Raw genomic sequence first — 22,472 nt, forward strand, 5'->3', positions numbered from 1 at the left:
TTGGCTGGGGAGGAAGGATTCGAACCTTCGCATGCTGGAATCAAAATCCAGTGTCTTAACCGCTTGACGACTCCCCAACTTACTAAATCATATGATATAGCGGATGAATATCTAATCCTTCCACACAATAAGCTTCATATGATTGAGAAACCTGTTGGTAAATTGTATGTGCTTCTTGATGAGATTCACTTGCTATGAACAAACAAGCCCCAGAACCAGTCATTAATGCATGACCATATTGGGATAACTCAACATAAGCCTTCCAAACTTCAGGATATTCCTGAAACACAACCGCCTGCATATCATTTTGAAACGGCTGTAACGATTGGAAAGTCGGCATTATGCTGGGTTTGGAATCCCGTGTCAAGCCTTCATGTGCAAAAATTTTAACTGTTGCTATATGGACGGGGGGCTTAACGATAACATACCATTGTTTAGGGACATCTATTTCAGCCAGCTTCTCGCCTACGCCTTTGGCAAAAGCACTTCTTCCAAAAATAAAAAAAGGAACATCCGCACCAAGACTTACACCTAAATCAATCAGTTGCTGCCTGCTCAAACCGCATTGCCACCATTGGTTTAAAACCATTAAAACTGTGGCCGCATCAGAGCTGCCGCCGCCCAATCCGCCTCCGGTCGGAATCACTTTATCCAACCAGATTTCGACGCCGTGCGGTACGCTTGCATATGGCAGTAATAATTTAGCCGCCCGATAAGCCAAGTCCTGTTCGGGCTCAAGCCCTTCGACCGGCGTATGCAGAATAATCTGCCCATCAGTACGCATTTTCAGATGAACGGTATCGTATAAGCCGATCAAACAGAAAATACTTTCCAAATTATGATAACCATCGCTCCTGCGGCCGGTAATCCTCAAATCCAAATTTAATTTGGCCGGCGCAGGAAAGGCTTGGATTTCCTCTGAAACAGACATGGCATCCTCTATTTGCGTGCTGCGCATCGGGTTTGTCCATTCTTATCTAAAGAGTGGTTTACCGTGTCAAACACCAAGCGGATATTAAACTTAGCATTCTCAAGTTGAAGCGTTTTGGGCTGTCCCAAACTATTTAAAGTACGCGATATTGTCCAGTCAAACTGCTCCAGACGGCCATCAGGCAGGATTTTGTATGGCGCATTGGCAACGCGTTTACCATCAGCCCAAATATGCAGATATTGAACCGGCAAAGCAAAGCCTAAAAGCTGTCTGCTCAATTCCTCAGCCGTTTCCGCCTGATAAACTTTACCCTTACTGTCTACCGCCAATACGCCTTCACTGTCTTGACACAGCTGGCCTACGGTATTGCCCAACGGTGTATTAACATCAATGGTTTGAACCGCATTCTGATAAGTCCAGTCGAAATTGGCATAAGAGCCTTTACCTTCCACTTTGACAGCTAATCGACCGTCTGCGCTAAAATCCTGCACCTGCTCTGCTGCTTGCCAACTGTTTTGCTGAGGTAAGTTTGGCTGCGCACAAGCAGCCAAAAGCAATAAAGCTGCAACCGATGATAATTGTTTTAAATTCATGGATATTCCTTCATAGGCCGTCTGGAATCAAACGCTTTTCAGACGGCCTTTTGGTTTTATTTGTGTTTTTGAGTATGTGGTTTACTGGACGTTATACCGAATTTGGACATTGTCTCTTTTAATACTCGGAGATTGCTTCCGCGTTTCAAACCATCATTCCAAATTTCTTTGGCCTTGTCTTGGTCGCCAAGCGTCCATAAGACTTCGCCCAAATGCGCGGCGACTTCGGCTTCAGGTTCTTTTTCGTAGGCATATTGGATATATGGAAGCGCCATTTGGGCATCGCCTTTAAGATAATATGCCCAACCTACACTGTCATTAATTGCTGCACTTTCCGGCTCCATTTGATAGGCCGTCTGAACCATTTTGAATGCCTCCTCCAAATCCTTGCCGCTGGACAGCAAGGTATAGCCCAAAGCATTCCAACCATGCGGATTATCCGGATACAGCTCTACCACACGGCGCAAATCGGCAATCGCCTTGCCTGGCTGATTCAGCTTCTCATAAACCATCGAACGCTGATACAGCACATTGGCAAGCAGCTCGGGAGAAGCTCGGGTTTTCAAGGATTTTTCGGTGGAGTTTACCAAGCTGTTCAAAGCGTTCAACGATTCTTGAAGATTGGTATTTTTAGACAATACAAACAAAGCCGTATTCAGCAAATCACTGGCTTCAAAATAACGTCCTCTTTGCTCGGGCATTTTTTGGGCACGTTGCACCAAAGCCCAAGCCTCTTTATGGTTGCCCTGTTTGGCTTCGATGGAAGCAGCCAAAATGGTTTTATCAAACGTATAAGCCGTTGCCGTTACCTTATCCAGCCATTGTTTGGCTTTGGCAAATTCTTCAGCATCATTATAAGAAACCGCGCCAATCAACGCCGCACGGCTGCGCTGATCCTCCGTACCGGCTTTATAAGCCTTTTCCAGATAGCTGTTTACTGCAGAAATATTTTCCGTCTTGCTGGCTGACAATAAAGCAGCCTGAATATACAAATCAGGGTTGGGATTTTCTTCCAACAAAGTCTGCAAACGTTTGAATGCCTTATCATTTTGACCATGGGCGATTAAATTGGCGATGTCCAATTCCTGCCAAATCAGAGATAAGGTTTTGGTGTCTGTCTCTTTGAAGAAGCCGTCCAGAATATCAGGATGCCGTTGCGCCATCAGCCGCAGGGTGACAAAAGTCGGCGGCAGGATTTCGTTATCCAACTTGGCCAATCGCTGCAATGCCGCAATGGCGTGTTTGTGTTGACCGTCTTTTGCACTAAAAATTGCATCCGCAATCGCTGCTTCTGGAAAGTCTTTATAATTCAGTGCCGTTTTATGCACCTGTTTGACTGCATCGCTGGTCAGATTCGGCTGTTGTGCTGCGGTTTGCGCCAAAAGCAGGAACACGCGCTTTTGCTCGTCTTCACTACCGCCGGCAATCACCTTGTCCAATCCGCTCAAATTCTTATCGGCTTTGCCCAGCAGCAAATTACGCAACCAAGTCATACGCTTTTGTGCTTCACCAGGCTCCGGCTCGATTTCGCGCCATTTTTGGTAAATGGCTTCAGCCTGTTCAAAGGCGTTTAAAGAAACCGCCATCTCCAAAGCGCGTTCGGCCACTTCGGGAGATTTGGTGCGATGCAACGTTAAAATATAAGTAAACAAAGCAGAAGCCGCATCGCCCTTTTGCAGTGCCAGTTCTGAATTTAACAAAGTGAAAACCTGCGAGGTGCGGTTTTGTATACCCAACAGACGTATCCGCTCCTGCTCGCGCTCTTCAGGAGAAAAACGGTCGGCACGGCTTTTCTTTTTAATAATCTTAGCCGATTCAAAAACTGTATTTGAATCGCCTGGCGCGGCAAAAGTTTGTGTAGCAAACAACATCATTACAGCCGCGGCTGCCACTCGAATACTGGATGGGGAAAACAACATAACTATCCTTTTTGAGAACCTGCCGACATTTTCAGACGGCCTAAGCACTTGCAAAACAGACGCAAAGCTTTATTTATCATTCAGGCATAACTGTAACACACGCACCCTATTTTGTTGACACGGTAACCGTAAACCTTGTGTAATCCTCATCTGCATAAAACGATCAGCGCCAAAAATGAATACCGACCACCTTATCCATTTCCTAACTCAAGCTTCACGCTTCAGCAGCCGTATGCAAGCAGAGCGCAATCAATTAGTTACCGCGCAAACGGTCAAAGAAGCAGCCGTTTTGGTCGGCATTGTCTTGCATAAAGGAGCGTGGCAAATCCTACTGACCCAAAGGGCCGAGACCTTAAGGCAGCACACCGGACAAATCGCCTTTGCAGGCGGCCGCAAAGATGCCCAAGACGACAGCCTAACGGCAACGGCGTTAAGAGAAGCTTATGAAGAAACTGCCATTCCGATTACCGCATGGCAGACTTTTGCGCCGCTACCCTTTTATGACACGCCTTCCGGCTATCGTGTTACGCCTGTTCCGGCAATTTGCACCCAGCCCGTCAACCCAAAAGCAAATCCCGATGAAGTAGCTGAAATTTTTTATCTGCCTTTGGATTTCGCCTTAAACCTGCAAAACTACACATTCCGTCAGCTTCATCACAACAATCAAACCCTCGCCCTCCCCGCCCTGCCTTTCCGACACTACGACATCTGGGGGCTGACAGCAATCATCCTATATGGACTGGCAGAACGTTATCAGCAATATTGCCAAGCTTTTAAATAAGGCAAGGCCGTCTGAAAACCAATTTCAGACGGCCTTGCTTGATCAATCCTCTTTACGCAGCTTCTTCATAGCATTCGACAAATTCTCCAAACCATTTCATCTCATCGCGCAGGGCAACCACTTCACCAATCACCATTAAAGCCGGACGCTCTGCTTCGGCAGCCAACACGCCCAAATCTTTCAGATGGCCTGTCCGCACGGTCTGATTCGGTAAAGTCCCATTGGAAATCACGGCGACTGGCGTAGAAGGCTGCCTGCCATAAGCCATCAGTTTTTCCGCAATCTCAGCCGCTTTAAGCGTCCCCATATAGATTACCAACGTTTGACGGCTTAAAGCCAAAGTCTGCCAATCGGGCTGACTGCCCTCGTGTTTGCTGTGGCCGGTTACAAATAAAGCACTTTGGGCGCAATCGCGATGGGTTAACGGAATACCAGCATAAGCAGTAGCACCCAAGGCGGCAGTAATACCCGGCACAATGCGGTAGACAATCCCGGCCTGATGCAGGGTTTGTACTTCCTCCCCGCCGCGCCCGAATACAAAAGGATCGCCGCCTTTCAACCTCACTACGCGCTCACCTTTTTGAGCGTGTTCAACCAATAGACGGTTGGTTTCTTCCTGCTGGACATGGTGCGCACCGGCGCGTTTGCCCACGCTGATTTTCACCGCATCTTTACGCACCATCGCCAAAATCTCATCCGACACTAAAGCATCGTAAAACACGGTATCCGCAGCCTGTATCGCCTGCAAAGCATGTATAGTCAGCAAGCCCGGATCTCCCGGCCCTGCGCCCACCAAAACCACTTCGCCGCCAAACGGCGTTTCCCGGTTTAACTGCGTGATCAATTCACGTTCTGCCGCCTCGATATTGTTTTGAGCCGCAAAAATACTGAAACGGCTGTCGAACAACTTTTCCCAAAAATAACGGCGTCGTTCGACATGATGAATCGTCCGTTTAACCTTTTCGCGCCATTTACCTGCAATACGCGCCATCGTGCCCGTATGCAGCGGAATCAATGTCTCAATAATCTGCCGCCATTTCCGCGCCAATACAGGCGCAGTACCACCACTGGATATGGCTATCTTCAACGGCCCCCTATCCACCACGGCAGGCACGATAAACGAACACAAATCCGCCGTATCCACCGTATTGCATAATTTCGCCCGTCGCTCCGCCACTTCAAAAACACGGCGGTTAAACCCATCATCATCCGTCGCCGCAATAACGAAATACACCTCGTCCAGCATGGCTTCTTCAAACAAGCCGCCCAGCCAAACTATTTTCCCTTCAGCCGCCCATTGCTGAAACTGCGGATTCAAAGTTTCCGCAACAACACGCACGCGCGCTCCGGCAGACAACAGACTTTCCGCCTTGCGCTCGGCAACCTTGCCCGCGCCTGCCAGCAAAACAGGGCGGTTTTTCAAATCGGCAAACAGAGGATAATGGCTCATGGTCGTGCTCTTGTTTTATCAATGATTATCCGCCGATATTAAAGGCCGTCTGAAAAAATAGGAAAGAATGGTTTCTGATTTTCTTATGGTGTTTGGTTATATACCTACCACAACAAAATAAGTTATAGCGGCAAACACAAAACAGGAGCAGAAAATTTCAAAATAAACGACTGGAAAATAGTGTAACGATATAAAAATTCATTTTTTCACAAATAAATTGCGCCTTCTTCATTTTTCAGACGGCCTTTGCCTGCGTATAATATCGGTCTATTTACAATTCAAACGAGCTTAGTCCAGCCATGACCGAATCCATCCGCCTGCCCGCTTCCACACTCAAGCCTTCCACCGTTGCCCTACCCGGCTCCAAAAGCATCAGCAACCGCACGCTGCTCTTGGCCGCACTCTCCGACAACGTTTGCGAAATCCATTCTTTGCTCAAATCCGACGATACCGACCGAATGCTTGAAGCACTCGACAAACTCGGCGTACACATTGAATCTTTACCTGAAGGCCGTCTGAAAGTTCATGGCACCGGCGGCCGCTTTCCCAACCCAACCGCCGATTTGTTTTTAGGCAACGCCGGTACGGCATTCCGTCCTTTGACTGCCGCGCTTGCCGTTTTGGGCGGTAACTATCATCTGCATGGCGTGCCGCGTATGCACGAACGCCCCATCGGCGATTTGGTGGATGCGCTGCGCATTGCCGGTGCGGACGTACAATATCTGGGCAATGAAAACTATCCGCCGCTTCAGATCGGTAAACGCCAAGACAACGGCGAGCGCGTTATTCCGATTAAAGGCAATGTTTCCAGCCAATTCCTGACCGCCCTACTGATGGCTTTGCCTTTGACCGGACAAGCTTTTGAAATCCACATGGTAGGCGAATTGATTTCCAAACCTTATATCGACATCACGCTCAAGCTGATGGCGCAGTTCGGTGTGGACATCATCAATGAAGACTACCGTGTATTTAAAATCCCGGCCGGTGCCAAATATCATGCGCCCGAACATTTATATGTAGAAGGCGATGCCTCCAGCGCGTCTTATCTCTTAGGCGCAGGCCTGATTGCAGGTACACCCATCCGCGTAACCGGTATCGGCGCACACAGCATTCAAGGCGATGTTGCCTTTGCGCGTGAATTGGAGAAAATCGGTGCAGATGTGATTTGGGGCGAAAATTTTGTTGAAATTTCCCGCCCTGCCGAGCGCAAGATTCAGGCTTTTGATTTGGATGCCAACCATATTCCAGACGCGGCCATGACCTTGGCCATCGTCGCACTGGCCACCAAACAGCCCTGCACCCTGCGCAATATCGGCTCATGGCGCGTCAAAGAAACCGACCGTATCGCCGCCATGGCAACCGAACTGCGCAAACTGGGTGCAGAAGTTATCGAAGAAGCCGAAGCCATCCATATTACGCCGCCCGAAACGCTTACACCTGATGCCGTCATCGACACTTACGACGACCACCGCATGGCCATGTGTTTCTCGCTGGCTTCGCTTTTGGGCGTCCCCGTCATCATCAACGACCCGAAATGTACGCATAAAACTTTCCCCGACTATTTCCAAGTTTTTGCATCATTGACCAACTGATTGATTATTCAACGTTTCAGACGGCCTGTTGCATACAAAAAACACAGGCCGTCTGAAAAATAAAAATAAAACTATACTTTTTCTTAATTTATGCGATAATAGCTAAATAAATTCTTAGCGATTCATATTTCCTTTCGGAGAGAAAACATGTCAGACGAAAAAAGCAAAGCCTTAGCCGCCGCCCTTGCCCAAATCGAAAAAAACTTCGGCAAAGGCTCCATCATGAAAATGGACGGCAGCCAACAGGAAGAAAACCTTGATGTTATTTCCACCGGCTCCCTCGGCGTAGACTTGGCACTCGGCGTTGGCGGTCTGCCCCGCGGCCGCGTGGTTGAAATTTTCGGCCCGGAATCCTCCGGTAAAACCACACTCTGTCTCGAAGCCATTGCCCAATGCCAAAAAAATGGTGGCATCTGCGCATTCATCGATGCCGAGCATGCTTTTGACCCGATTTACGCCCGCAAACTCGGCGTAAAAGTCGAAGAGCTCTATCTCTCCCAACCAGATACCGGCGAGCAGGCATTGGAAATCTGCGATACATTGGTACGCTCTGGCGGTATCGATATGGTCGTTGTCGACTCCGTAGCCGCACTTGTGCCTAAAGCCGAGATCGAAGGCGAAATGGGTGACAGCCACGTCGGCCTGCAAGCCCGCCTGATGAGCCAAGCCCTGCGCAAACTGACCGGCCACATCAAACGCACCAATACATTGGTTGTTTTCATTAACCAAATCCGTATGAAAATCGGCGTGATGTTCGGCAGCCCTGAAACCACAACCGGCGGTAACGCGCTCAAATTCTACGCCTCCGTCCGCCTCGACATCCGCCGTACCGGTCAGATTAAAAAAGGCGATGACGTTATTGGTAACGAAACCAAAGTCAAAGTCATCAAAAACAAAGTTGCGCCTCCATTCCGTCAAGCCGAATTCGATATTCTTTACGGCGAAGGCATCAGCTGGGAAGGCGAATTGATCGACTTGGGCGTCAAACACGACATCGTTGAAAAATCCGGTGCATGGTACAGCTACAACGGTGCAAAAATCGGCCAAGGTAAAGACAATGTACGCGTTTGGCTGAAAGAAAATCCTGATATTGCCAACGAAATCGATGCCAAAATCCGTGCGGCAGTCGGTATCAATATGGATATCACCGAAGGCAAATTGGACGATACCGACGGCGAACGTCCTGAAGAATAAGTCTGTTTGAAATTAAAGGTTAAAAAAAGCCTAAATAAAAGGCCGTCTGAAATCCGACCATTAATCGGATTTCAGACGGCCTTTTATTCAATATCGCTTAAAGCCCCAATGCCTGAGCGTGAAACTCAATATGCGAATCGATAAAGCTGGCAATAAAGAAATAGTCATGCCCATAGCCTGGACGTACTTTATATTGGATATTGAAACCTTTTTCGCGTGCTGAGCGGACAAACCCTTCCGGTTGCAGAACTTCAGGATACAAAGCATCTTCACTGCCGACATCAATCAAAACAGGCAATTTATGCGAGGCGGTCTGAAGCAGCTTTGTACTGTCATAGTGTTTCCATGTTTCCACGTTTTGACCCAAATAAGCTGAAAACGCCTGCCTGCCGCCTTCCGTATCGATAGGATGACATAAAGGCGCAAAGGCAGAAACCGCAGCATATCGGCCGGGATAGTTCAAAGCCAAATGCAGCGCGCCATGCCCACCCATGCTGAAACCTGCAATGCTGCGCTCTTTCGTTACCGGGAAATTATGCTCGATCAAATCAGGCAATTCTTGGCTGATATAGCTTTCCATTTGATAATGCTGTGCCCAAGGTGCTTCAGTTGCATTAACATAAAATCCGGCACCCTGTCCAAGATAATGTTCCTCACTGTCGGCAACATGCTGACCGCGTGGCGAGGTATCCGGAAAAACCACGATAATATTCCATTGCGCCGCAAAACGTTGAATTCCGCTTTGCCGAACCAATTCAGAACCATCACTATTTAAGCCGGAAAGAAAATATAAAACAGGCGCGGGATAACCTTTTAAGACTTGTGGCGGCAGATAGACATCAAATACCATATCCGTCTGGCAGGTTTGAGAAAAGTGGCGGTAGCGTTCCTGATGCCCGTTAAACATCTTTCTGCGTTCCAGCAAATGCAATTCTGAATTTTTCATTTTATCCCTTGTAAGGAAACAACCAACAATAAGCAGAATGTTAGCGCAAAACCTGCCCATCGTGTTGTTGCCCCATCTTTTTAAGGCAACCAAATCTGCTTTAAACAAGGCTTGCCAATCATGCGAAATCATTACGCCGACAGCATTTAAAATCTATACACAATCTCTGTGGATAAATCTGTTGATAAGCTTTGGGTAATCGTAAAATTTTCTTTAGGAACAAACCAAGTCTTAAATTGACTAAAATTTAATCAAATAAAACATAATAAAATCAAATAGTTATATTTATAAGATTTTACTATAATCATACAGTGAAAATTTATAGGTAAAACAAGGTTATGCGGTTTTGTGTATAAATTAGGGTTGACATCCCTAAAAATCGCCCCGAATCAAAAGCTCCGTGAAACAACGGCCGATTTCATCAGATGCCATTCAAAAGACGCGCGGCCACACATTTTGCGTTACAATACGCACTTATTTTTAAGAAAGAAAAATACGCCATGAAAGCCTCCCAGTTCTTCATTTCTACCCTTAAAGAAGCCCCTGCCGAAGCCGCACTTGCCAGCCACAAGCTGATGATTCGTGCCGGCTTGATCAAAGCCAACGCATCCGGTCTTTATACTTGGATGCCGATGGGCCTGCGCGTATTGCGCAAAGTTGAAAATATCGTGCGCGAAGAAATGGCCCGCGCAGGTAGCGTGGAGCTGCTGATGCCGGTGGTACAACCTGCCGAACTGTGGCAGGAATCCGGCCGCTGGGAGTTTTACGGTAAAGAACTGCTGCGCCTGAAAGACCGTCATGACCGCGATTTCTGCATGGGTCCGACTTGTGAAGAAGTGATTGCCGACATCGTGCGCAAAGAAATCAACAGCTACAAACAACTGCCAAAAAACTTTTACCACATCCAAACAAAATTCCGCGATGAAGTACGTCCGCGCTTTGGTGTGATGCGCGCGCGCGAGTTCATCATGAAAGACGCTTATTCCTTCCATGCCGACTATGCCTCGCTTCAGACGACCTATCAAGATATGTACGACGCTTATTGCCGTATCTTCACCCGTTTGGGTTTGGAATTCCGTCCTGTTGCTGCGGATACCGGCAGCATCGGCGGTACCGGCTCTCACGAATTCCAAGTATTGGCTGAAAGCGGCGAAGACGTTATTGCATATAGCGACACTTCCGATTACGCCGCCAATATCGAATTGGCACCGACTTTGCCGCTTAAAGGCGAACGCACTGCTGCTCAGGCCGAGTTGACCAAAGTACATACGCCAAACGTTAAAACCATTGAATCTTTGGTTGAATTCCTCAATATTCCGGTTGAACAAACCCTCAAATCCATCGTGGTTGAAGGCGAAAACGAAGGCGAACTCGTCCTGCTTCTGTTACGCGGCGACCATGAATTTAACGACATCAAGGCAGAAAAACTGGCCGGCGTGAAATCGCCACTGACCATGGCAAGCACTGCCGCAATTGTTGAACAGTTCGGCGCAAATGGCGGCTCTCTCGGCCCTGTCAACTTCAAAGGTAAAGTCTATGCCGATTTCGCTACCGAAAAAGGCGCAGACTGGGTTATCGGCGCGAACGAAGACGACTACCACTATACCGGCTTCAACTTCGGCCGCGATGCTGCCGAGCCTGAATTTGTCGATTTACGCAATGTCATCGAAGGCGACATCAGCCCCGACGAACAAGGCCGTCTGAAACTGGCGCGCGGTATTGAAGTCGGCCACGTTTTCCAATTACGCGACAAATATACCCAAGCCATGAATGTCAGCTTCTTGGACAATAACGGCAAATCCCAAATCATGGAAATGGGCTGCTACGGTATCGGTATTACCCGCGTTGTGGCTGCCGCCATCGAGCAAAACAACGACGAAAAAGGCATTGTTTGGACCAAAGCAATGGCGCCGTTTGAAGTCGTGATTGTACCGATGAACTACAAAAAATCAGAAGCCGTACGCGAAGCCGCTGACAAAATCTATGCCGAGCTTTTGGCTGCCGGTGCGGATGTATTGTTGGATGACCGCGACGAACGTGCGGGCGTATTGCTGAATGACTCCGAGCTGTTGGGTATTCCTCAGCGCATCGTAATCGGCGATCGCGCCTTAAAAGAAGGCAATGTCGAATATGCCGAACGCCGTGACAATCAGGCTCAAGCCGTTGCGGTATCAGAAGTTGTCGCCAAGGTTTTGGCCGCATTGAACGCTTAAGTCTTTTTTAATCATGAAAAGGCCGTCTGAAACTGATTATTTCGTTTCAGACGGCCTTTTTCTGTTTTAATAAATAATGTTTTTTCCGTAGCTCTCTAATATTTCTTTGATTTTCAAAATGGTTTCTTTAGGCGGCGGATGTACGCCTTTTAATTTGTATTCATCGCCACACAAAGCCCATTTATGTGCGCCCAATTCGTGATACGGCAAAAGCTCGACCATTTCGACATTCTCCATATCACCGATAAACTCGCCCAATAAATGCGCTGAACGCTCATCATCGGTATAACCGGGAACAACCACATAACGCACCCGCGTCGGCTGATTGCGTTCGGCAAGATAGCGTGCGAATTTCAGCGTTTTGGTATTTGGGATACCGACAAGCACTTTATGGATTTCAGGATCGATTTGTTTTAAGTCGAGCATGACCAAATTGGTATGATCGAGCAAATCATCCAAAATCGAATCATAGTGCAAAGCATAGCCATTGCTGTCGAGACAGGTATGAATATCGTGTTCCCGACAGGCCGTAAACCAATCGCGTACAAACTCATATTGCAATAACGGCTCGCCGCCGGTTGCCGTTACGCCTCCGCCTGTCGCACGCAGATAATGACGATAGGTCATGACCTGCTTCATCACGGTTGCCACATCCAGTTCCTGCGCCTGCTCGGTATGAAAATCCCAAGTATCGCGATTATGGCAATACAGGCAGCGCATCAGGCAACCTTGCAAAAAGAGCACATAGCGCAAACCCGGACCATCGACAGCACCGCAAGATTCAATCGAATGAATAATGCCTTTGCCGTTATAGTGACGGTGACCAAGGTCTTTCAGTTCCGGCTCGGGGGTAATGGCAAAAGTCGTGGACATAGTGTTCGGCTCAAAAATATTTTTGCTTATATGGATTGTACGATAATAAAGGCCGTCTGAACATTTCAGACGGCCTTGGAGCTTTGTTTCAAAACAAACCAAATGCAAATTTAGCCTCCAGTTTGTTTCTCCACCCGGATTACATGGTTTCTGTGAACGTACGGGTAATCACGTCAAGCTGTTGTTCGCGGGTCAACGAATTGAAGCGAACCGCATAACCGGACACACGAATGGTCAACTGCGGATATTTCTCCGGATGGTGCATCGCATCTTCCAAAGTCTCGCGATTCAATACGTTGACGTTCAAGTGTTGACCACCTTCCAAAATACCGTCTTCATGGTGGAAATAACCGTCCATCAGACCGGCAAGGTTGCGTTCGCGAGAATGCTCGTCTTTACCCAACGCGCCAGGAATAATGGAGAAGGTATAGGAAATACCGTCTTTAGCAAACTCAAATGGCAGTTTGGCTACGGAAGTCAATGAAGCGACTGCACCGTTGACGTCACGGCCGTGCATTGGGTTTGCACCCGGACCAAACGGAGCGCCTGCACGGCGGCCGTCTGGAGTATTACCGGTTTTCTTACCGTAAACAACGTTGGAAGTAATGGTCAGTACGGACTGAGTCGGAGTGGCGTTGCGGTAAGTTTTGTGGGTTGCCACTTTTTTCATGAAGCGTTCAACCAAATCGCAGGCGATATCGTCAACTCGGTCATCGTTGTTACCAAATTGTGGGTATTCGCCTTCGATTTCAAAGTCAACGGCAATGCCGTTTTCGTCGCGAATCGGTTTCACTTTGGCGTATTTAATGGCAGACAGAGAGTCGGCAGCCACAGACAGACCGGCAATACCGCAAGCCATCGTACGGATCACATCACGGTCATGCAATGCCATCAATGCAGCTTCGTAGCTGTATTTGTCATGCATGTAGTGAATGATGTTCAAGGCAGTAACGTATTGGGTTGCCAGCCAATCCATGAATTTGTCCATGCGCGCAAAGACAGTGTCGTAGTCCAAGACTTCGTCCATAATCGGTTCGGTTTTCGGACCAACTTGTTCTTTAGATTTTTCATCCACACCGCCGTTGATTGCGTACAGCAGGGTTTTTGCCAAGTTGGCACGGGCGCCGAAGAACTGCATTTGTTTGCCGACAATCATCGGGCTCACGCAGCAGGCAATAGCGTAGTCATCGCTATTGAAGTCAGGACGCATCAAGTCGTCGTTTTCGTATTGGATAGACGAAGTGTCGATGGATACTTTTGCGCAGTACTCTTTAAAGCCTTGTGGCAGTTGTTCAGACCACAATACGGTGATGTTTGGCTCAGGAGACGGACCCATGTTGTACAAGGTGTGCAACACGCGGAAGTTGGTGCGTGTTACCAAGGTACGACCGTCCAAGCCCATACCGCCGATGGATTCGGTTGCCCAAATCGGGTCGCCGGAGAAGAGTTGATCGTATTCCGGAGTACGCAGGAAACGAACCATACGCAGTTTCATCACCAAGTGGTCAATGAATTCTTGCGCTTGGGTTTCGGTAATCACACCGTTTTTCAGGTCGCGTTCGATGTAGATGTCCAAGAATGAAGATACACGGCCGAAAGACATTGCCGCACCGTTTTGAGATTTAACGGCAGCGAGGTAGGCAAAGTAAGTCCATTGGATGGCTTCTTGTGCATTTTTTGCAGGGCCGGAAATATCGTAACCGTAAGAAGCCGCCATTTCTTTCATTTGGCCCAATGCTTTGTATTGCTCATTGATTTCTTCGCGGCGGCGGATCACTTCTTCCAAGTCCACACCGTTTTCCAAATCGGCTTGCAGTGAGTTGAACTGGTTGAGTTTGTCTTTCATCAAGAAGTCGATACCGTACAATGCAACACGACGGTAGTCACCGATAATACGGCCACGGCCATAAGCATCCGGCAGACCGGTAATCACGCCTGATTTACGGCAACGGCGGATGTCGGGAGTGTAAACGTCAAACACGCCTTGGTTATGGGTTTTGCGGTATTTGGTAAAGATTTCGCTGACTTCAGGGTTCAGCTCAACGTTGTACACTTTGCACGCGTCTTGCACCATTTTCAAACCGCCAAACGGCATGATGGAGCGTTTCAAAGGCTCGTCTGTTTGCAGGCCGACGATGGTTTCCAAATCTTTGTTGATGTAGCCTGGAGCGTGGCTGGTAATACCGGATATGATTTGCGCGTCGATTTTGTACGGCTCGTGCGTACGGTTTTCTACTTTAATGCCTTCCAATACGTCCGCCCACAGTTTGGTTGTGGCTTCGGTTGCAGGTGCCAAGAAAGAGGCATCACCTTCATAAGGCGTGTAGTTTTTCTGAATAAAATCGCGAACATCTACGTTGGTTTCCCAGTTACCGCCAGTAAAACCTTCCCAAGCGGCTGGACGTTGCTGAACATCATTTGACATATCAAGCTCCTAATTTTATTGAAAATATAGACCGTAATTTTTCTGAAAGGATAGCACTAATACCCTTCCATTTACAGGAGTTTTCTTGAAATAAAATTACAGACTAGCCTTTTCTTGACTTACATCAATGAGAATAATTGTTACTTGGCACTACATCTCGGTTTCCAAACACTCGCGTTAAAAAACGGCGTAAAATACAAAATTCAGCCCTGAAGACAGGCGTCCTTTAGGGCTGAGTTTTTATTGCATTTCATATAAAAGGCCGTCTGAAACATTCAGACGGCCTTTTATCCACTTAATCAATTAAGCAAACGGATGATGCAAAACGATGGTTTCTTCACGGTCAGGACCGGTTGAAACAATAGCCACAGGCGCACCGCACACTTCTTCAATACGTTTCAGATAAGCTTTAGCGTTTTCAGGCAGCTTGTCATATTCTTTCACGCCGAAAGTCGACTCGCTCCAACCTGGCATGGTTTCGTAAATCGGTTTGCAGGTTTCTACCGCATCAGAGCCGCAAGGCAGAATGTCGGTTTTGCTGCCATCAGGCAATTCATAACCTACGCAGATATTGATGTTTTCAATACCGTCCATTACGTCCAGCTTGGTAATACACATACCGGAAATGCCGTTAACTTGAATAGAGCGTTTCAGAGCAGCCGCGTCAAACCAGCCACAACGACGCGCACGACCGGTTACAGAACCGAATTCATGGCCGCGCTCAGCCAAGCCTGCGCCCACTTCGTCAAACAATTCAGTCGGGAATGGACCGGAACCCACGCGGGTTGTATAGGCTTTAACGATACCCAAGACGTAATCCAGCATTTGCGGACCTACGCCTGCACCGGCAGAAGCAGCACCTGCCAAGCAGTTGGAGGAAGTTACAAACGGATAAGTACCGTAGTCGATATCCAGCAACGTACCTTGCGCGCCTTCAAACAACAGGCTTTCGCCTTTGCGATTTTTCTCGTTCAAAACACGGGAAACATCAGTAATCATCGGCGTAATGCGCGGCGCAACTTTTTCAATGACCGCCATCACATCTTCAACTTTTACCGGCTCGGCATTGTGCAGGTGTTGCAACTGAACATTGTAATAAGCCAAAACAGCTTCCAGTTTTTCAACCAGTTTTTCAGGGTGCAACAAGTCCACCACGCGAATCGCACGACGGGCAACTTTATCTTCATAGGCTGGGCCGATGCCGCGACCGGTTGTACCAATTTTGCTTTTACCGCGGGAAGCTTCGCGTGCTTGGTCAAGCGCAATGTGGTAAGGCAGAATCAATGGGCAGGTCGGCGCAATTTTCAGACGGCCTTCGACGTTTTTCACACCGGCAGCGTTCAATTCGTCGATTTCACCCAACAATGCTTCAGGAGAAACGACAACGCCTGAACCGATGAAGCAGTCCAAAGTCTCATGCAAAATGCCGCTTGGAATCAGGCGCAAAATGGTTTTTTTGCCACCGACGACCAAAGTATGGCCAGCATTGTGGCCGCCTTGGAAACGTACTACACCGCTGGTTTCTTCCGCCAGCCAGTCAACAATCTTACCTTTGCCTTCATCACCCCATTGGGCACCGATTACGACAACATTTTTAGCCATAGCCATCTAACCTTATTTCAGATACAAAATTTCAAAATAAAACTCAATCGTTCAAAGCGATTACTTTCCAAACGCCGTCTACCTGTTTCAGACGGCCTGTAACCTCTTCCGAACCGTTATAGCCGATACCGTAATCGATAACGACACATTGTCCTTGTTCGCGCAAAGTATCTACCGCTTCTTGTGCCGCAGGCATGTCTTTCACATCGACAGCCACCACGGATTCCCGTCCGATAGCAGGAAGACGGCCGATAAAGCTGCGCAAATCAAAACTGAATCCTGCTGCAGGACGCGCGCGTCCGAAGTATCCGCCCAATCCGTCATAACGGCCGCCTCGTGCCACGGCATCATGACGGTTTGAATCATAAGCCGCGTAAAGCAAACCGGTGTGGTAATTGTCAACGCGCAATTCCGACAAATCGATATGCACTTTTTGATTGGGGAATGCATCGCATACTGCCTGCAATTCATCCAAAGCCGCACTGACTGCAGACAATTCCGGTAATTTCTCACGAGCCAAAGTCAGCACTTCACGACCCCCGTACAATCGGGGCAACAATGAAAACGCTTTTGCCCACATACCGTCGAGTTTCCACTCTTTGACCAACTGGCTGACAGCCTCGGCATCCTTGTCCTGCATTGATGAAAGCAGGATTGCCGATTGCTGCTCATCCAAATGCGCGGCATTTGCCAAAGCACGGAATACGCCGATATGGCCCAATGAAAGCAAAACTTCGCCCATGTCGGCAATCTTCATGCTTTTCAGCATCAAATCAATCAATTCAATATCCGCTTCAATGCCTTCCAAGCCGTACATTTCCGCACCCGCCTGCAAAGGCTCGCGCATATTGAGCAATCCGTCAGGCCGTGCATGAAGCACCGAACCGGCATAGCATAAACGGTTGATGCCTTGGTTGGCGGAAAGCAAGTGGGCATCAATACGCGCCACCTGCGGCGTAATATCCGCGCGGATACCGAGCTGACGGCCGCTGAGCTGATCGACGACCAAAATGGTTTTCAAAGACAAACCAGCATCGATATGCGTCAATAAGGAATGGCTGTATTCCATCAACGGCGGTTGCACCAATTCATAACCATGTACGCGGAACAAAGCCAACAGCCGCTCACGGGCGCTTTCCAGTTGTCGGGCATTGGTCGGTAACACGTCGGCAACGTGTTCAGGAAGCTGCCAAGACTTCATGAGAATCTACCTCTGTTTTTTTTTGTAAACATAAAGGGCTGCTTAAATTTAAAACCAAATCAGCCTAACGACTGAAATTTTCCTGAATGCATCAATAGCAAATCCGATGCAGCTTCAACAAAACTGATTTTAAATTTAAACAGCCCCTGAGTAACGGCTTCAAACCGTCGAGTTATTAAAATCAGACTTTACCATATTAAAACGAATTTTGCACCCTGTTTACAGAGAACGTAAAAAAACATTAAAAACAAAGGCCGTCTGAAAACCAAATGCATAGCTGCATCGTTTTCAGACGGCCTTATTCATGCCTGAACAACCCGACGCTTAACGCCAGTAACGCCACCAAGGCATATCGTCAGATCGCCATTCGTGTTGCAAGAACGGGCTTTGCGGGAAGTTGGTTTCCAAGACACGGCGTGTATCGGCAGCCAGTTGCGGCTTGTCCAGTTTTTTGTACGCCAATTCCATCATCGCCAAAGCTTCTTCAACGTAACGGGTATTTTGGTAACGGCTGACGATTTTTTGCGCACGGTTGGCCGCTGCGACATAAGCACCGCGTTTCATGTAATAACGCGCCACAGACATCTCGTTACCGCCCAAAGCGTCCACCAGCTTGGCCATACGCTCGGTTGCATCGGCAGCGTATTTGCTGTTTGGATAACGTTGCACCAACTCGGCAAACGCCTGATAAGCATCGCGGTTGGCTTTCGGGTCGCGGTCGGACCAGTCTTGGGAAGCCAGCTTGTTCAAGAAAGACTGGTCTTCGTTAAACAGGACCAAACCTTTCAAGTACAGCGCGTAGTCCATATTCGGATGTTGCGGATGATGGCGTTGGAAGCGCGCAATGGCAGCCAAGGCCTTTTCCGGCTCATCGTCTTTATAATAGGCATACGCCGTATCCAACTGGGACTGCTGTGCATAGCGACCGTTTGGAAAACGGGATTCTAAAATTTCGTATAACTTGACAGCTCGCGTATAATTGTTGCTGTTCAATTCGTCTTGCGCTTCGGCATAAAGCTTTTCCACACTCCAATCTTGAGTAATTTGGGCGTCTTTATCGATTGTGCCTTTATTTGCGCAGGCACTCAGTGCCAAACCTAAAGAAACTACTAAAAGAATTTTTTTCATGCAGAATACTTCCTTTGATAACGAAGCCGATTATAGCGATGATTTAGACTTTCCGTCATCCCCTGAAACAGAAAGTTGTGTTAATTTGACCGTTCCGCTCGAAATGGCGGGCGGAAGGCTGGATGCCGTATTGGCCAAACTCATGCCCGACTACTCGCGCAGCCGCCTGAGTTCGTGGATTAAAGAGGGTGCAGTCATTGTAAACGATAAGCCCGCGCAACCCAAAGATAAAATGATAGGCGGTGAATTGATTGCCGTTACGGTACGTCCGAGCGAAGAAAACCTCGCGTTCACGCCCGAACCGATGGATTTGGACATCATTTATGAAGACGATACCGTCATCGTCATCAACAAACCGGCCGGGTTGGTCGTCCACCCTGCCGCAGGCAACTGGAGCGGCACCCTGCTCAACGGCCTGTTGGCACACTGTCCCGAATTAAGCCAAGTGCCGCGTGCGGGCATCGTACACCGTTTGGACAAAGAAACCAGCGGCCTGATGGTGGTCGCCAAGACCTTGCCGGCACAAAACTCACTGGTTCAACAACTTCAAGAGCGCACAGTCAAACGCATTTACCGCGCAGTCGCCAACGGCATTGTTCCTTTTGACGGCAAAATCGAAACCCAAATCGGCCGCGATCCGCACAACCGCCTGAAAATGGCAGTCGTCAAATTCGGCGGCAAACCTGCCATTACCCACGTCAAAGTGTTGGAACGCTATCTTTCCCACAGCTACATCGAATGCTCGCTCGAAACCGGCCGTACACACCAAATCCGCGTTCATATGCGCGAAGCCAACCATCCGCTGGCCGCCGACCCTGTTTACGGCAACCTGCGCCATCCATGCAGCGACGCGGTTAAAGAAGCCATCAAAGCCCTCGGCGCACGCCAAGCCCTGCATGCCTACCGTTTGAGCTTTGTGCACCCGAAAACCGGCGAAACCGTTTCCTTTGAAGCGCCTATGCCTGACGATATGTACCACCTGCTTTCCGTCCTGCGTCTGGAAGCCGGTTTAGATTCATCCCTAAGCAACGAGGAAGAATGGCAAGAGAAATTCGGCATGGACGATAACGACGATTGGAATGAAGACGACTACGATGTCGAAGTCGTTTATGTAAGGGATTAAACCCATTTTTCAGACGGCCTAAAATATTATCTGAGGCCGTCTGAAATCAATCCGTTCCAATATTTCAGCGATTCAAAGATTATGAAAACCATCACAGAAACCCTAAACCTCGCCCCGCAAGGCAAGAATTTTTTGACTGCCGACTGGCCTGCCCCTGCCAATGTCAAAACGCTTATTACCACGCGCAACGGCGGTGTCAGCGAAGGCGCGTACCGCAGCCTGAATGTCGGTTCGCACGTCGGCGACAATCTGGAAGCCGTACTCCGCAACCGCGAAATCGTACAGGAACAAGTCGGCCTGCCCGTAGCCTACCTTAATCAAATCCACAGCAGCATTGTTGTAAATGCCGCCGAAGCATTAGGCAATACGCCCGACGCCGATGCTTCGGTTGATACGACGGGTACGGTCGCCTGTGCTTCGATGACTGCCGATTGCCTGCCTGTCTTGTTTTGCGACAAAGCAGGTACAGTCGTTGCGGCAGCTCATGCAGGTTGGCGCGGTTTGGCCGGCGGCGTTTTGCAAAATACCATTGCGGCAATGAATGTCGAGCCGTTGGAAATCATGGCCTATCTCGCCCCTGCCATCGGCCCTGATGCGTTTGAGGTGGGGCAAGATGTATTTGATGCGTTTTGCACACCTATGCCGGAAGCTGTCGATGCGTTTGAAGACATCGGCGGCGGCAAATACCTTGCCGACATTTACGCTTTGGCGCGCATGGTTCTGCACCGTGAAGGCGTGAACATGATTTATGGCGGCACCCATTGCACCGTCTTGGAACGCGATACTTTCTTCTCCTACCGCCGCGACGGACAAACCGGCCGCATGGTCAGCCTGATTTGGTTGGAAAAATAAGATTTTCGCCATCAAAGACAAGGCCGTCTGAAATACTTTCCGTTTACGGTTTCAGACGGCCTAAACATTATTCGTTATAATCCGACGATACCGTAACCGGTTTCAACGAAGGAATATCCAATGAAAAAAATCCTATTGCCTGCACTCGCCCTATTGCTTGCCTCTTGCGGTTTCCACCTGAAAGGCACTGGCGTGACTTCGCAGCCGCTACCTTATCAAAACTGGCATGTAGAAGGCGGAGCCGTCATGCAAAAAGCGCTGGAAAATGCCTTACGCCGTGCCGACGGTCATCCGGTTAGCGAAGCCGAATCACAAATCACCCTGCGCGTTGTCGACTTTCAAAAACGCCGTGACATCTACACCATCACCCGCGCCGCCGCAATCAATGAATACCTGCTGGCCATGACCGTCAAAGCCCAAGCCTTCCGCAACGGCGAGCCGGTTGGCGAACCGATGGAAGTCAAGGTTCACCGCACCATGGACTACGCCGACAGCGAAGTTTTGGGCAAACAGGAAGAGGAAGAAACCATTTGGTCTGAAATGCGCATCGATGCTGCAGATCAAATCGTCCGCCGCCTGACTTTCCTGAAGGCGCAATAATGGCTGCCGCGCCCATTGAGAGCCTGCGCCCCGATACGCCGCTCAAACCGTTGTACATCATCCACGGCGAAGAGGATTTGTTGCGCATCGAGGCTTTGGATACGCTGCGCGCAGCCGCAAAAAAACAAGGTTATCTCAACCGCGAAGTCTATACCGCCGAAAACAATTTTGACTGGAACGAGCTGTTGCAAAGTGCCGGCAGCGCAGGTTTGTTTGCCGATTTGAAACTGCTGGAAATCCACATTCCCAACGGCAAACCCGGCAAAAACGGAGGTGATGCCCTGCAAACCTTCGCCGAACGCCTGCCCGAAGATACGGTTACGCTCATCCTACTGCCCAAGCTTGAAAAAGCGCAAATCCAGTCCAAATGGTTTTCCGCATTGGCAGGCAAAGGCATCGTCTTAGAAGCCAAAGCCGTTGCGCCACATGCTTTGCCGCAATGGATACAGGGCCGTCTTAAACAGCAGGGTTTGGATATCGAACCTGAAGCACTCGCCCTTTTTGCCGAGCGCGTCGAAGGCAATCTTTTGGCCGCCCGTCAGGAAATCGAAAAACTCGCTCTTCTCCATCCTCAAGGCCATTTAATCAATATTGCCGACGCAGAAGCCGCAGTTGCCACCGTCGCCCGCTTCGACGTATTCCAACTGGCAGGCGCGTGGATGAAAGGCGACGCCCTGCGCGTTTCCCGTTTGCTGGACGGTTTGGAAGAAGAAGGCGAAGAGCCGGTTTTGCTGTTGTGGGCAGTTGCCGAAGATATCCGCACCCTAATCCGCCTCACTGCCGCACTCAAGCAAGGCCAAAACATCCAAAGCCTGTGCAACAGCCTGCGCTTATGGGGCGACAAGCAGACCCTTGCACCGATGGCGGCCAAACGCATTTCCATCAACCGCCTGCTCGACGCGCTCAAAACCTGCGCCAAAATCGACCGCATTATCAAAGGCGCGGAAGAAGGCGATGCATGGACCGAGTTCAAACAGCTCGTCACTTCGCTGGCCGCTTGAAAACCGTTGCCACGCGTCAAGAAACTTGCACGCAATACGCCCCAAAAA

18 protein-coding genes and 1 tRNA gene are annotated in these 22,472 nt (G+C 49.0%); 8 read left to right on the forward strand and 11 right to left on the reverse strand.

Annotation, left to right across the window (positions count from 1 at the left end):
- Position 1 precedes the first annotated feature (1 nt).
- The 4 genes from ACTHS8_RS00585 to ACTHS8_RS00600 all read right to left on the reverse strand — a co-directional run bounded on the left by ACTHS8_RS00585 (position 2) and on the right by ACTHS8_RS00600 (position 3,443).
- Positions 2 to 77: transfer RNA gene (locus ACTHS8_RS00585), tRNA-Gln, on the reverse strand.
- Positions 78 to 82: 5 nt separating this feature from the next.
- Entirely contained in the window at positions 83 to 931 is an 849-nt protein-coding gene (gene ispE, locus ACTHS8_RS00590; RefSeq protein ID WP_440372846.1) for a 4-(cytidine 5'-diphospho)-2-C-methyl-D-erythritol kinase, read from the reverse strand.
- Positions 932 to 939: 8 nt separating this feature from the next.
- A complete protein-coding gene (lolB, locus tag ACTHS8_RS00595) occupies positions 940 to 1,524 on the reverse strand; it encodes a lipoprotein insertase outer membrane protein LolB (protein WP_440372675.1) in 585 nt (194 codons plus the stop codon).
- Between the two features lie 56 nt (positions 1,525 to 1,580).
- On the reverse strand, positions 1,581 to 3,443 hold the full coding sequence (locus tag ACTHS8_RS00600; RefSeq protein WP_440372676.1) for a tetratricopeptide repeat protein: 1,863 nt from the start codon (positions 3,441 to 3,443) through the stop codon (positions 1,581 to 1,583).
- Between the two features lie 175 nt (positions 3,444 to 3,618).
- Between ACTHS8_RS00600 and ACTHS8_RS00605 the strand changes: the two genes are divergently transcribed.
- Positions 3,619 to 4,224, forward strand: coding sequence for a CoA pyrophosphatase (locus ACTHS8_RS00605; protein ID WP_440372677.1), 606 nt, complete (start codon positions 3,619 to 3,621; stop codon positions 4,222 to 4,224).
- Between the two features lie 52 nt (positions 4,225 to 4,276).
- Here the strand turns inward: ACTHS8_RS00605 and cysG are convergent, their stop codons facing one another.
- Positions 4,277 to 5,674 carry a siroheme synthase CysG gene (gene cysG / locus ACTHS8_RS00610; RefSeq protein ID WP_440372678.1) on the reverse strand — a complete coding sequence of 466 codons (1,398 nt, stop codon included), beginning with the start codon at positions 5,672 to 5,674 and terminating at the stop codon, positions 4,277 to 4,279.
- Positions 5,675 to 5,973: 299 nt separating this feature from the next.
- On the opposite strand from cysG, the gene aroA reads away from it, so the two are divergent.
- Both aroA and recA read left to right on the forward strand, forming a co-directional pair.
- Positions 5,974 to 7,266, forward strand: a complete 1,293-nt coding sequence (aroA, locus tag ACTHS8_RS00615) for a 3-phosphoshikimate 1-carboxyvinyltransferase (protein WP_440372679.1) — start codon at positions 5,974 to 5,976, stop codon at positions 7,264 to 7,266.
- Positions 7,267 to 7,413: 147 nt separating this feature from the next.
- Positions 7,414 to 8,460 (forward strand): recombinase RecA, encoded by a 1,047-nt coding sequence (gene recA, locus ACTHS8_RS00620; RefSeq protein ID WP_063075842.1) that lies wholly within the window; start codon positions 7,414 to 7,416, stop codon positions 8,458 to 8,460.
- 97 nt (positions 8,461 to 8,557) lie between these two features.
- Here recA and fghA read toward each other — a convergent pair whose 3' ends face one another.
- Positions 8,558 to 9,406: an S-formylglutathione hydrolase gene (gene fghA, locus ACTHS8_RS00625; RefSeq protein WP_440372680.1), complete on the reverse strand. Its 849-nt coding sequence runs from the start codon at positions 9,404 to 9,406 to the stop codon at positions 8,558 to 8,560.
- Between the two features lie 500 nt (positions 9,407 to 9,906).
- Here fghA and ACTHS8_RS00630 point away from each other — a divergent pair, with 500 nt between their 5' ends.
- Positions 9,907 to 11,619, forward strand: coding sequence for a proline--tRNA ligase (locus ACTHS8_RS00630; RefSeq protein ID WP_440372681.1), 1,713 nt, complete (start codon positions 9,907 to 9,909; stop codon positions 11,617 to 11,619).
- A 66-nt stretch (positions 11,620 to 11,685) separates the two neighbouring features.
- On the opposite strand, the gene pflA is transcribed toward ACTHS8_RS00630, so the two are convergent.
- The 5 genes from pflA to ACTHS8_RS00655 all read right to left on the reverse strand — a co-directional run bounded on the left by pflA (position 11,686) and on the right by ACTHS8_RS00655 (position 18,848).
- A complete protein-coding gene (gene pflA / locus ACTHS8_RS00635; RefSeq protein WP_070747956.1) occupies positions 11,686 to 12,492 on the reverse strand; it encodes a pyruvate formate lyase 1-activating protein in 807 nt (268 codons plus the stop codon).
- A 139-nt stretch (positions 12,493 to 12,631) separates the two neighbouring features.
- Entirely contained in the window at positions 12,632 to 14,917 is a 2,286-nt protein-coding gene (gene pflB, locus ACTHS8_RS00640; protein ID WP_070633587.1) for a formate C-acetyltransferase, read from the reverse strand.
- A 303-nt stretch (positions 14,918 to 15,220) separates the two neighbouring features.
- A complete protein-coding gene (locus ACTHS8_RS00645; protein ID WP_070585699.1) occupies positions 15,221 to 16,519 on the reverse strand; it encodes an adenylosuccinate synthase in 1,299 nt (432 codons plus the stop codon).
- 43 nt (positions 16,520 to 16,562) lie between these two features.
- On the reverse strand, positions 16,563 to 17,720 hold the full coding sequence (locus ACTHS8_RS00650; RefSeq protein ID WP_296186123.1) for an ATP phosphoribosyltransferase regulatory subunit: 1,158 nt from the start codon (positions 17,718 to 17,720) through the stop codon (positions 16,563 to 16,565).
- A 324-nt stretch (positions 17,721 to 18,044) separates the two neighbouring features.
- Positions 18,045 to 18,848, reverse strand: coding sequence for an outer membrane protein assembly factor BamD (locus tag ACTHS8_RS00655; RefSeq protein ID WP_004519923.1), 804 nt, complete (start codon positions 18,846 to 18,848; stop codon positions 18,045 to 18,047).
- On the opposite strand from ACTHS8_RS00655, the gene rluD reads away from it, so the two are divergent.
- The 4 genes from rluD (at position 18,847) to holA (ending at position 22,424) form a co-directional block, all read left to right on the forward strand.
- On the forward strand, positions 18,847 to 19,971 hold the full coding sequence (gene rluD, locus ACTHS8_RS00660; protein WP_063075846.1) for a 23S rRNA pseudouridine(1911/1915/1917) synthase RluD: 1,125 nt from the start codon (positions 18,847 to 18,849) through the stop codon (positions 19,969 to 19,971). The genes ACTHS8_RS00655 and rluD overlap by 2 nt on opposite strands.
- Before the next feature lie 81 nt (positions 19,972 to 20,052).
- Positions 20,053 to 20,823 (forward strand): peptidoglycan editing factor PgeF, encoded by a 771-nt coding sequence (pgeF, locus tag ACTHS8_RS00665; protein ID WP_063075847.1) that lies wholly within the window; start codon positions 20,053 to 20,055, stop codon positions 20,821 to 20,823.
- A 120-nt stretch (positions 20,824 to 20,943) separates the two neighbouring features.
- On the forward strand, positions 20,944 to 21,423 hold the full coding sequence (locus tag ACTHS8_RS00670) for an LPS-assembly lipoprotein LptE (RefSeq protein WP_003680809.1): 480 nt from the start codon (positions 20,944 to 20,946) through the stop codon (positions 21,421 to 21,423).
- The gene (gene holA, locus ACTHS8_RS00675) at positions 21,423 to 22,424 is read left to right on the forward strand and encodes a DNA polymerase III subunit delta (RefSeq protein ID WP_440372682.1); all 1,002 of its coding nucleotides are present in this window, start codon (positions 21,423 to 21,425) and stop codon (positions 22,422 to 22,424) included. The genes ACTHS8_RS00670 and holA overlap by 1 nt, the downstream gene beginning before the upstream one ends.
- The last annotated feature ends 48 nt before the right edge of the window (positions 22,425 to 22,472 follow it).

It is taken from the genome of Neisseria sp. P0016.S008 (assembly GCF_051957775.1).
Lineage (GTDB): Bacteria > Pseudomonadota > Gammaproteobacteria > Burkholderiales > Neisseriaceae > Neisseria > Neisseria flavescens_B.

What these genes read in the sequence shown, in the direction of transcription:
- ispE (WP_440372846.1), bottom strand. Translation starts at nt 931, where the DNA reads ATGTCTGTTTCAGAGGAAATCCAAGCCTTTCCTGCGCCGGCCAAATTA.
- lolB (WP_440372675.1), bottom strand. Translation starts at nt 1,524, where the DNA reads ATGAATTTAAAACAATTATCATCGGTTGCAGCTTTATTGCTTTTGGCT.
- ACTHS8_RS00600 (WP_440372676.1), bottom strand. Translation starts at nt 3,443, where the DNA reads ATGTTGTTTTCCCCATCCAGTATTCGAGTGGCAGCCGCGGCTGTAATG.
- ACTHS8_RS00605 (WP_440372677.1), top strand. Translation starts at nt 3,619, where the DNA reads ATGAATACCGACCACCTTATCCATTTCCTAACTCAAGCTTCACGCTTC.
- cysG (WP_440372678.1), bottom strand. Translation starts at nt 5,674, where the DNA reads ATGAGCCATTATCCTCTGTTTGCCGATTTGAAAAACCGCCCTGTTTTG.
- aroA (WP_440372679.1), top strand. Translation starts at nt 5,974, where the DNA reads ATGACCGAATCCATCCGCCTGCCCGCTTCCACACTCAAGCCTTCCACC.
- recA (WP_063075842.1), top strand. Translation starts at nt 7,414, where the DNA reads ATGTCAGACGAAAAAAGCAAAGCCTTAGCCGCCGCCCTTGCCCAAATC.
- fghA (WP_440372680.1), bottom strand. Translation starts at nt 9,406, where the DNA reads ATGAAAAATTCAGAATTGCATTTGCTGGAACGCAGAAAGATGTTTAAC.
- ACTHS8_RS00630 (WP_440372681.1), top strand. Translation starts at nt 9,907, where the DNA reads ATGAAAGCCTCCCAGTTCTTCATTTCTACCCTTAAAGAAGCCCCTGCC.
- pflA (WP_070747956.1), bottom strand. Translation starts at nt 12,492, where the DNA reads ATGTCCACGACTTTTGCCATTACCCCCGAGCCGGAACTGAAAGACCTT.
- pflB (WP_070633587.1), bottom strand. Translation starts at nt 14,917, where the DNA reads ATGTCAAATGATGTTCAGCAACGTCCAGCCGCTTGGGAAGGTTTTACT.
- ACTHS8_RS00645 (WP_070585699.1), bottom strand. Translation starts at nt 16,519, where the DNA reads ATGGCTAAAAATGTTGTCGTAATCGGTGCCCAATGGGGTGATGAAGGC.
- ACTHS8_RS00650 (WP_296186123.1), bottom strand. Translation starts at nt 17,720, where the DNA reads ATGAAGTCTTGGCAGCTTCCTGAACACGTTGCCGACGTGTTACCGACC.
- rluD (WP_063075846.1), top strand. Translation starts at nt 18,847, where the DNA reads ATGCAGAATACTTCCTTTGATAACGAAGCCGATTATAGCGATGATTTA.
- ACTHS8_RS00655 (WP_004519923.1), bottom strand. Translation starts at nt 18,848, where the DNA reads ATGAAAAAAATTCTTTTAGTAGTTTCTTTAGGTTTGGCACTGAGTGCC.
- pgeF (WP_063075847.1), top strand. Translation starts at nt 20,053, where the DNA reads ATGAAAACCATCACAGAAACCCTAAACCTCGCCCCGCAAGGCAAGAAT.
- ACTHS8_RS00670 (WP_003680809.1), top strand. Translation starts at nt 20,944, where the DNA reads ATGAAAAAAATCCTATTGCCTGCACTCGCCCTATTGCTTGCCTCTTGC.
- holA (WP_440372682.1), top strand. Translation starts at nt 21,423, where the DNA reads ATGGCTGCCGCGCCCATTGAGAGCCTGCGCCCCGATACGCCGCTCAAA.